We start from the raw sequence: 10402 nt of genomic DNA on the forward strand, positions 1-10402 counted from the left end.
TAGAGAAGGGTATATGAGTCAGGTATTAAACGATTTATTGTCATTATTATCACTTGAAAAACTTGAGGATGGTCTGTTTCGTGGTCAAAGCCAAGATCTTGGCTTTGGTCATGTGTTTGGCGGTCAAGTGATGGGGCAAGCGTTAAGTGCCGCTAAGCAAACTGTCAGCGAAGATAGAAACGTGCATTCTTTACACTCTTATTTCTTACGCGCTGGAGATGAAAAGTTACCGATTATTTATGATGTAGAAAATATGCGTGACGGTGGCAGTTTTAGCGCACGCCGCGTCAAGGCGATTCAAAAAGGCCGACCTATTTTTTATATGACGTGCTCGTTTCAAAAGCACGAAGAAGGTTTTGAACATCAAGCTCAAATGCCTGATGTACCAGGCCCTGATGGGTTATTGAATCAGCAAGAGTTAGCTGTAACCATGCGTGATAAAGTACCCAAGAAAATACTCGAAAAGTTTATGGCAGACTCACCGATAGAAATGCGCCTTGTAAACCCAATTAACCCGCTCGACCCCGGAACCAATGAGCCTAACCGCTATGTTTGGATACGAGCTAATGGTGAGTTACCAGGTAATCATTGCATTCATGAATACCTGTTAGCGTATGCCTCTGACTTTAACTTTTTAGTGACGGCAGCTCAGCCTCACAGTGTGTCGGTATTAACCCCAGGCATGCGTTTAGCTACGATTGATCATTCGATGTGGTTTCACCGCCCATTTAATATAGGTGAGTGGGTGCTCTATAGCATTGAAAGCCCTAATGCGGGTGGCGGGCGAGGCTTTGTTACAGGTCAGTTTTTTGATTTGCAAGGGCGTCTTGTTGCGTCGGCAACACAAGAAGGTTTGTTACGATTGACCGCTCAGTGAGTATGACGAAGTAAGGATACTATTATGATGTTACCTACGTGGGTTAAAGTAAGTTTGTTTGCACTATTAAGCCTAATGCTTAGTGCGTGTGTCACTGTTGAGGCGCCAAAGCCTGTAATAGTGAACGGTTACGCCGGTTATTTAGAAAAAATTGCGTTGCCACAAGGATGTAAAATTAATATTTCGATTATCGATTTTAAAACACCTGGGCGGATTATTTCTCAAAAAAACTTTGATATTGCCCGTGCCCCTGTGCCGTTTAAATTTATTTTACCTGCTGAGCTTATCGATAGTAGTGTGGACTATGGTGTGGTGGCGATGATCACTTTCAATGGAAGAGTTATTTTTCAGACCTATGATAAATATCGTGTGATCAACAATGATAAATACACCACTGAAGTATTGATGAAGCGCGTTAAATAAGCACTTCCTCAATCTAGCTCACAAACTAGTATGCCCGTCATTGACCTATTCTTTTGGCGGGTAATAATCTGTTTTCTATCCTAATTTGCTGTTTAGGTTGTCCATGACAGACTTAACCCCGACTTACCGTTCACATGCGCAAACCCGTTTAATTTGGGCATTGTGTATTGCTTCTGTAGTGGTCTACATTAATTTGTACACCGTACAGGGGATGTTGCCGTCTATTGCTGAGCATTTTGATGTTTCGGGCGCTCAAGCCACATTGGTACTTTCTGTTACCAGTTTCACGCTTGCCTTCTCTTTATTGTTTTATGCCGTATTATCTGACCGAATTGGCCGTTTAGTGCCGATTGTGGTGAGCTTATGGCTATTGGCCGCGTCCAATGTGTTATTAATTTTTGCGCAAACATTTGATGAATTAGTTTGGGTTCGTTTGTTACAAGGGGCCTTACTTGCTGCTGTACCAGCGATTTCTATGGCGTATTTTAAAGAGCAATTAGCGCCTAGCTTTATGTTAAAAGCCGCTGCGGTGTATATTATGGCTAACAGTATGGGCGGCATTGCAGGACGGATTTTTGGCGGCTTAATGGCGCAAAATTTATCGTGGCAAACGTCGATGGGGTTAGTGTTTTTGGTGACATTAATTGGTGTCGCGTTGGTGACTTACTTATTGCCACGCAAAGAAATCAAACCTGCAGTGATAAAACAAAAGGTGTCGTTATTACGTAAAATAAAACAAGATTTTGATGGGTTTGTATTTCATTTCTCTGATCCACAAATGCGCTTAGCCTACATTGTGGGTGGTTTAGCGTTTATGATGATGGTGAATCAATTTAGTTTTATTCAGCTGCACATTATGGCCGAGCCATATGGATTAAGTCGATTTAATGCCACTTTGATTTTTTTATGTTATTCAAGTGGTACCTTTGCGTCATATTTGTCTGCTAAGTGGATTTTACGCTATGGTTCATTGCCATTGTTTAGAGTCGCTTTGTGTTTAATGCTATGTGGAACCTTACTGACATTAGTCGACACTTTGCTTGCGATTGTTATAGGTTTTTTAATCACCGCATGTGGTTTCTTCTTAACGCACAGTTGCTGTAACTCGTTTGTTGCTATGCGGGCAACCAGCCACCGTGCTAAAGCGACATCATTGTATTTATGCTGTTATTACCTAGGAGCTTCTTTAGGCGGCCCTTACCTTATGTTGTTTTGGCATAAGGCCGAGTGGAATGGCGTTGTGGTTGGTTCAATGAGTCTGTTGGCATTGTTGTTGGTGGCAATTTGGCGGTTAGGGATACATCAAAAGAGTACCGAAGCACTCGTATCTGAAGACTGATGCATTGGCAGCGTTGCATGGCTAATTATCGATAAATTGTTTACGGTCTAGGTCGTATTTGCGCATTTTGTCATACAAAGTCTTGCGTGGTAGCTCGAGATGTTCCATGGTCAATTTTATACTGCCTTTATTGTGATTTAACGCATCCTCTATTAATAAACGCTCAAAAAACTCTACCCGTTGCTGCAATGACATGCTGGTATGCATAGTAGTGTGGTTTTCTAAGTTACCGGCGAATGCAGCCTCTGCACCTAGTAATACGTAGCGCTCAGCTAGGTTGCGTAACTCTCGTACATTACCGGGCCAGTCGTGGGATGTGAGCACCATGGTTTGTTGGGCAGTTAAGGCTATTAATGCTTTGTGGTAGCGAGTAGAAGCAATTCGAGCAAAATGTAAAAATAGTACTGGAATATCTTCAAGGCGCTCTCTAAGTGGCGGGATTGCTATTGTCACCAAATTTAAGCGGTAGAGTAAATCTTGTCTAAATTGGCCTTGCTCACATAGCTGTTGCAGGTTTAACTTGGTGGCCGCAATGACGCGAATGTCTAAATCAATAGGGGTGTTGGAGCCTAAGCGCTCTACTTTTCGGTCTTCGAGAACTCTTAGTAACTTAACTTGCAAAGACATCGGTGTGCTTTCGATTTCATCTAAAAACAGTGTCCCACCATTGGCGTATTCGAACTTACCAATGCGGCGTTTATCGATACCGGTAAATGCCCCTGATTCAGCGCCAAACAATTCACTTTCGATTAAATTCTCAGGAATAGCGCCACAATTTATGGCGACAAAATTGGCTTTATTGCGGTAGCTGTGATCATGTAAATAACGGGCAACAAGCTCTTTGCCTACGCCGGTTTCACCTTCGATCATGATATCGGCAGGGGTGTCGAGCACTTGGTCGATTAGGTGGCGCATCTTTTTCACTCCTGGGCTACTGCCAAGAATGCGAGGTCCGGGTGCAATATGAGACTCAAGCTCACGCTTTAATTTACGGTTTTCTAAGGTTAATGCACGTTTGTCTAGGGCACGTTTTGTAACATCAAGAATGTGCTCATTATTAAAGGGCTTTTCAATAAAGTCATAAGCGCCTTTTTTTAGTGCATCAACGGCCATTGCGATGTCGCCAAAGCCGGTTAACAGTACAACTGGTAAATCGTTATCTTTGTGCTTGAGTTGCTGTAATAGGCTTAAACCATCGAGTTGAGGCATATTTACGTCAGATATAATGATGCCTGCCCAGCCTTGGGTAATGTGGCTTGCAATGACTTGTGGGTCGGTTATCGCTAATGCATTAATACTTTCTAGTTTAAATAATTGTTGTAATACTGTGCCGATATGCGGTTCATCATCAACAATAATGACTTGATAGTCATTGATGTCTTGTATTTGGGTCACGTTTACACTTCCTCACGTAAATAAAGCGGTAAAATAATATGGAAAATAGCGCCGCCTTGCTGTGCATTTTCAACAGTAATTGAGCCTTGCATCGATTCAATGATGCGTTGAGAGATTGATAGCCCTAGCCCTAATCCTTGGCGTTCGCTGGTGGTGTAGTAGGGTTCAAAAATTTTACTCATTTGGCTTTGTCTCACGCCCGGACCACTGTCTTGAATACTAATGTTCACTTTGCTATCGCAATATACTTCAATATGTAAGCGTCGGTCTTTTGATTGTTGCATAGCCACAATAGCATTACTCATCAAGTTAACCAGCACTTGTTGCAACCTGACACTGTCTCCCCATATTTGGCAGCTATCTTTAAGTAGAGCAAGTGACAGTTTAACGCCTTGTTTGTCCATTTCGGGTTGAACAATAGTCAGTGCTTGTTCAATGGATTGATTGATATCTGTTGCGTTGTCTTTGCCCTGAGATTTGCGAGTAAAACTTTTAAATTGAGCAATAATATCGGCAAGCCTATCGGTGAGTTCTATCATGATATTAATATTACTGCGGGCGTCTTCAATCATATTACGCCCTATAAACGTTTGAGTGTTTTGGGCGTAACTTCTTAATGCCGCAAGTGGCTGATTCAGTTCATGGTTAATGCTGGCTGATAAGCTACCAATAACGGTGAGTTTTGCCGCTTGTATTAACTCATCTTGGGTATCTTTTAGCTGGTTGTTTGCTTGCTCTAATTCTAACGTTCTTTCTTTAACTCTTTGTTCTAGTTGGTTTTGTGCCTGGCGCATTCTAATAAGGTTGCGTCTTCGCTCCAAACTATACAATACAAATAATGCGAGCAACGAATATAGTGTGGTCGCTAATAACAATATCGGTGGTAATGACTCATAAAGGGGAGTCATAGGTGCCAATATATGCACATTCCAATTGGCATTAGGCATATTTTGATGGTGTTCTAGGTATTGCTCTTGGCCATCTATGGATGAGATTCGGTATACCTGTGGCTTATTTGACCCAGTTGATGCAAATTGCGGTACGAGATCAAGTTCACCAATGGGTCTATTGGCATAGCGTTTTGAGGCGTTGAGTGCGAAGCGTTTGGATTGTGATAACGGGGTGAGAGAGTTAAAGCGCCAACCGCTCATACTCGATAAAAAAACAATGTTATCTGGGTCGCTGATCATAAATTCATATTGACTTGCAATAGCAATGCCGCTGCTTTGTTGCTCAATTAAACTAATATCGACTTTGACAACAATGACACCTAATACCACGCCTTTATGATAAACCGGATTAGCAAAGTAAAACCCACGTTTATTGGACGATGTACCTACTGCATAGTAGCGACCGGATCGACCCGATATGGCCTCGATAAAATAAGGTCTAAACGAATAATCTTGATTGATAAATGAGTTTGGTTTATCCCAATTACTGGCAGCAATTGCCACTCCCATTGCATCCGTTAAGTAAATATCAGACGATTCGGTGACTTGCTGTAACTCTGATAAGTATAGGTTCAGTTTATTGATTGCTTGCGGATTTTGTTGGTCTAGCAAGCTTTGTTCAAAAATGGGGTTTTGGGCTAGTACGGCCGGGATATTTTCGTAGTGGCCTAGAGCATCATCAATAAAAATAACTAATTCATTGATTTGCTTTTCAGATTGATTGGCTATTGATTCGGTGCCTTGTTCAAGCCAATACCAATGGGTTACTTTTAATGTTAGTAACAAACCAAGAATGACCATAACGCGAACAACAATTTTGCGCTTTTTGATAGTCGAGAATGAAAACATGCATATTCCCAAGTGGCGATGTAATTATAGAGTAGAATTAAACCGAGCCTTAATATGTTAAGGCTCGTCTATAATACGCCAATTATCAAGCTAGTAGCCGTTTAATTTGTCGATGTATTCAGGTAAAAACAATGATATTTGCGGAATATAAGTAATTAATATCAAGAAACCAAGCAGTAAAACTAACCATGGTAAACATGACTGAATAACCCACCCCATGCTTTTCCCTGTAATCCCTGCTGTGACAAAGAGGTTGAGCCCTACGGGGGGCGTGAGCATGCCTATCTCCATATTGACCACCATAATGATGCCTAAATGGATTGGGTCAATGCCTAACTGCGTAGCAATAGGGAACAAAATAGGTGCCATGATGAGCAAGATTGCCGATGGCTCCATAAAGTTACCTGCAGCTAAAAGCAGTAAGTTAACAATGATTAAAAAGCCCCATGCTGGTAGGCCTAAGCTGACGATGGCTTCAGCGATGATGTGCGGAATACGTTCTGTGGTTAGTACGTGGGCAAACAACATTGCATTGGCAATGATGAATAACAACATAATGCTGACTTTAGCGCCATCACGTACCACATTGCGGATTTCTTTGTCTGCTGGGGTTTTGATGACGGCAAGCAACATATAACCTATGTTACGCACAGAAGCTGTAATGATCGATTCTTGCTGATTACGCCAAGCCACATTTTTAAGTGGGCCTATATCGCGATAACCAAATACCGCAATAAAATAAGCGTACACACAAGCTACAGCAGCAGCTTCGGTAGGGCTGGCCACACCACCGTAGATGGACCCAAGCACAATGAGAATCAGCGCTAATCCACCCATTGCTTTAGCGCTTGATATTGACAGCGCTTTTATGCCCGGGAACGGTCGTGAAGGTAGCTTTTTAATGCGGGCAACGATATAAATCGCGAGCATTAAAATTAAGCCCATCATTAAGCCCGGAATAAGCCCTGCCATAAACATTCTCGCTGCCGATACTTCTGTGGCGGCGGCATAAACCAGCATTACAATTGACGGCGGGATCAAAATACCTAAAGTGCCAGAGGTGGTGATCACACCCGCAGCAAACTTCTCTGGGTAACCAGCTCTAACCATACCGACAATCACAATCGACCCTATGGCTGCTACTGTGGCGGGGGATGAACCAGAGACCGCAGCAAATAGCATACAAGCCATGACAGATGCCATGGCTAATCCACCACGAATGTGGCCGACACTGTCCATGGCAAAATCAATGATCCGCCTTGCGACCCCGCCAGTAGACAAAAATGCCGAAGACAGAATAAAAAATGGAATAGCCAGTAAGGTGTAATGCTCTGATGTTGATTCGTATAACTTTAATGCAATAGAAGCCAGTGAGTCATTAGAGAAGAGTAAGATTGTCAGCATGCTTGAAAAACCCAATGCAATAGCAATAGGCATACCGATCATCATGCAGATAAGTAGAGTGATAAATAATGTAGCAATAGTCATTATTTGGCGTCCTTATCATTTTCTTGTTGTTCTGATGATGTTGATTGTGCAGCTTCATCGATTAAGTGCATGCTATCTTTGGCTTCATCAGCAAGTTGAAAACCAACAGCTTGATTTTTTAATATGGCAATAAATAATTCTATAAAACGCCACGTTAACATTGAAAAACCAATCAATAAGATGCTTTGAGACAACCAAATTGGCACTGCGCCATCTTCAACATCAATACGCCATGTTTCCCACGCATAATCAGGGTCTAACTGATGCACAAGCCATCCTGGTAAATCGATATCTTCCATTGGAATACCAATTTGGTACATTTGGCTTAAGTACTCCCAAGCGCCTTTTAAAAACAGTCCGCAGTAAACAAGGCAACATAGGCATGCAAAGATAGCGACTATTTTTTGCGGCTTACCAGATAGCTTTGATACAAAGGCGTCGACGCCGATATGCGCGCCCACTTTTACCCCATAAGACATGCCAAACAACACAAACCAACCGCATAGCGTAAGTGTTAGCTCCTGGATCCATAAGAAGCCGGTATTAAAGAAAAAACGCGCAATGACTTCGCCAAATACCAGCAAGGTCATCATCGTGATGAGTAGGTTGAGAAGGCCTTCTTCAAAATAGCCAAATAGTCTGGAAATCACGGTCATACTCCTTGTATAAGAAAGAGAGAGTACTGAACCCAATTGGACTCAGTACCGGATTAAGGATTAAGACTATTTAGTATTTGCAGCTTGTGCAGCATCAATCATATCTTTACCAATTTGATCTTCAAACTTCGCCCAAACAGGCTTCATTGCGTTAACCCATTGCTGGCGTGCTTCTGGCGTTAACGTCACAAGTTTTGAACGGTTTGAATCTAGAATGGCTTGTTTGTCTTCATTGCCTTTTTCTGCAGCAATTTTATTGCCAAGGGCAATCGCTTCATCAAGTGAAGATTTAAAGACAGCACGTTTGTCGGCCGGGAGGCCTTTCCAGAAGGTGTTTGATGTCACTACCATGTAATCTAATACACCATGGTTACTTTCAGTGATGTGGCTTTGCACCTCGTAGAACTTCATTGAATAAGTATTTGACCAAGTGTTTTCTTGACCATCAATGGCGCGAGTTTGTAGTAAGGTAAATACTTCTGAGAATGGCTTCTTAACAGGAATAGCACCTACAGCATCAAATTGAGCGGCAATGACATCTGATGCCATGATACGGAATTTTTTGCCGTTAGCATCTTTAGGCACATTTAGCGGGTCATTAGCAGAGAACTGCTTCATACCATTATGAAGATAACCTAAACCCACAACGCCTTTCCGGTTCATTGCATTTAATAGCTTTTGACCAGATTCTGATTGTTGAAAACGGTCAACCGCGTCCATGTCTTCAAACAAGAAAGGTAAATCAAAAATTTGCAGTTTTTTAGTGTAGCGTTCAAATTTTGATAGTGATGGCGCAACAAACTGCACGTCGTTTAAAAGCAATGCCGCCAGTTCATTATTGTCGCCAAATAATTGCGAGTTAGGGAATACGTTAACAACATATTCACCCGGTAAACGTTGTTCAATGAGTTCTTTAAATTTAAGTGCCATTTGGCCTTTTGGAGTGTTTTCTGCAACAACGTGTGAAAATTTAATTTCTATGGGTTCTGCAAATACATTCAAGCTTACTGTCAGTATTGAAGCGGCAGTGGCGAACTTTGCAATTGATTTTAATGTATGTGTAAGGGTACGGGTCGATTTTTTCATGAGGTTTAGCTTCCTTTTTTTAGTGTTATATATTCCTCACGGTGAAGACTTGTTCCAGAACAAGTACTTCATAAACGCGTTATGAGGATATATAGACATAGCAAGCTACGGGCCACAACGTTAAATTTTTTTAACCTTATGATAATTATTAACTTTAGTTTAAGTGGTCATATGTGTGTGTAATGATTTGTGTGGGATGTCACACAAAATAAATGTGCCTATGGGTGGAATGTCACACATTTATTGTTGGTGTTATGACGATCTCATTTTGTTTGGGTATGTATCTATTGTGGATTGTTTTCTAGGTACATGAGCTGTGCGATATCTTGCAGCTGTAGAGTCGTAGTTGGGATTATAAAGATTAATATCATTTTTAAATAGGCACAAAAAAACCACCGTGAGGTGGTTTTTTGTTTCGAATACATATCAATATGTACGAATACCAATTTAATGGTGGAGCTACACGGGATCGAACCGTGGACCTCTTCACTGCCAGCGAAGCGCTCTCCCAGCTGAGCTATAGCCCCAAATTCTAGCTAATAAAAACTAAAACTTGAATAATATGGTATCCCATAGGGGATTCGAACCCCTGTTACCGCCGTGAAAGGGCGGTGTCCTAGGCCTCTAGACGAATGGGACACTTTTGATACGTTATACTCTGTATCGAGTGAATACTCACTAATGCCTGTAGGCTAAACATCAATGCTATCGAATCGTTAACTTTACAGTCAACCACTCAGAAAAGTGGTATCCCATAGGGGATTCGAACCCCTGTTACCGCCGTGAAAGGGCGGTGTCCTAGGCCTCTAGACGAATGGGACACTTTTGATACGTTATACTCTGTATCGAGTGAATACTCACTAATGCCTGTAGGCTAAACATTGGTGCTAATTGCTACAAATCAACAAGGATTCGACCCCCTGTTACCGCCGACTCTTTATAAACCAAAGTGGGCGATGCCCTAAGCTCTATTTCTAGACGAATGGGACACTTTTGATACGTTATACTCTGTATCGAGTGAATACTCATCAATGTCTGTAGGCTAAACATCAATGCTATCGAATTGTTAACTTTACAGTCAACCACTCAGAAAAGTGGTATCCCATAGGGGATTCGAACCCCTGTTACCGCCGTGAAAGGGCGGTGTCCTAGGCCTCTAGACGAATGGGACACTTTTGATACGTTATACTCTGTATCGAGTGAATACTCACTAATGTCTGTAGGCTAAACATCAATGCTATCGAATCGTTAACTTTACAGTCAACCACTCAGAAAAAGTGGTATCCCATAGGGGATTCGAACCCCTGTTACCGCCGTGAAAGGGCGGTGTCCTAGGCCT

8 protein-coding genes and 4 tRNA genes are annotated in these 10402 nt (G+C 41.9%); 3 read left to right on the forward strand and 9 right to left on the reverse strand.

From position 1 onward, the window contains the following. The first annotated feature begins 13 nt into the window (after window positions 1–13). The 3 genes from tesB (at window position 14) to IEY48_RS17580 (ending at window position 2639) form a co-directional block, all read left to right on the forward strand. Window positions 14–877 (forward strand): acyl-CoA thioesterase II, encoded by an 864-nt coding sequence (gene tesB, locus IEY48_RS17570; RefSeq protein ID WP_188922672.1) that lies wholly within the window; start codon window positions 14–16, stop codon window positions 875–877. 27 nt (window positions 878–904) lie between these two features. Next, a complete protein-coding gene (locus IEY48_RS17575; protein ID WP_188922687.1) occupies window positions 905–1300 on the forward strand; it encodes a YbaY family lipoprotein in 396 nt (131 codons plus the stop codon). A 103-nt stretch (window positions 1301–1403) separates the two neighbouring features. Then, window positions 1404–2639, forward strand: coding sequence for an MFS transporter (locus tag IEY48_RS17580; RefSeq protein WP_188922674.1), 1236 nt, complete (start codon window positions 1404–1406; stop codon window positions 2637–2639). A 21-nt stretch (window positions 2640–2660) separates the two neighbouring features. On the opposite strand, the gene IEY48_RS17585 is transcribed toward IEY48_RS17580, so the two are convergent. From IEY48_RS17585 to IEY48_RS17625, 9 genes are all read right to left on the reverse strand, one after another. Then, window positions 2661–4034: a sigma-54-dependent transcriptional regulator gene (locus IEY48_RS17585; protein WP_188922677.1), complete on the reverse strand. Its 1374-nt coding sequence runs from the start codon at window positions 4032–4034 to the stop codon at window positions 2661–2663. 2 nt (window positions 4035–4036) lie between these two features. Continuing rightward, a complete protein-coding gene (locus IEY48_RS17590) occupies window positions 4037–5833 on the reverse strand; it encodes a sensor histidine kinase (RefSeq protein ID WP_188922679.1) in 1797 nt (598 codons plus the stop codon). 90 nt (window positions 5834–5923) lie between these two features. Beyond that, a complete protein-coding gene (locus IEY48_RS17595) occupies window positions 5924–7321 on the reverse strand; it encodes a TRAP transporter large permease (protein WP_188922681.1) in 1398 nt (465 codons plus the stop codon). After that, entirely contained in the window at window positions 7321–7977 is a 657-nt protein-coding gene (locus IEY48_RS17600; protein ID WP_188922683.1) for a TRAP transporter small permease, read from the reverse strand. Before IEY48_RS17600 ends, IEY48_RS17595 begins: the two co-directional genes overlap by 1 nt. A 66-nt stretch (window positions 7978–8043) precedes the next feature. After that, entirely contained in the window at window positions 8044–9063 is a 1020-nt protein-coding gene (locus tag IEY48_RS17605; RefSeq protein ID WP_188922685.1) for a TRAP transporter substrate-binding protein, read from the reverse strand. Window positions 9064–9514: 451 nt separating this feature from the next. Continuing rightward, a tRNA-Ala gene (locus tag IEY48_RS17610) sits at window positions 9515–9590 on the reverse strand. Between the two features lie 36 nt (window positions 9591–9626). Beyond that, window positions 9627–9702: transfer RNA gene (locus IEY48_RS17615), tRNA-Glu, on the reverse strand. A gap of 106 nt (window positions 9703–9808) precedes the next feature. Next, window positions 9809–9884, reverse strand: a tRNA-Glu gene (locus IEY48_RS17620). 274 nt (window positions 9885–10158) lie between these two features. Next, a tRNA-Glu gene (locus IEY48_RS17625) sits at window positions 10159–10234 on the reverse strand. Between the last annotated feature and the right edge of the window lie 168 nt (window positions 10235–10402).

Source organism: Shewanella saliphila (genome assembly GCF_014648295.1).
Taxonomy (GTDB): Bacteria; Pseudomonadota; Gammaproteobacteria; order Enterobacterales; family Shewanellaceae; genus Shewanella; species Shewanella saliphila.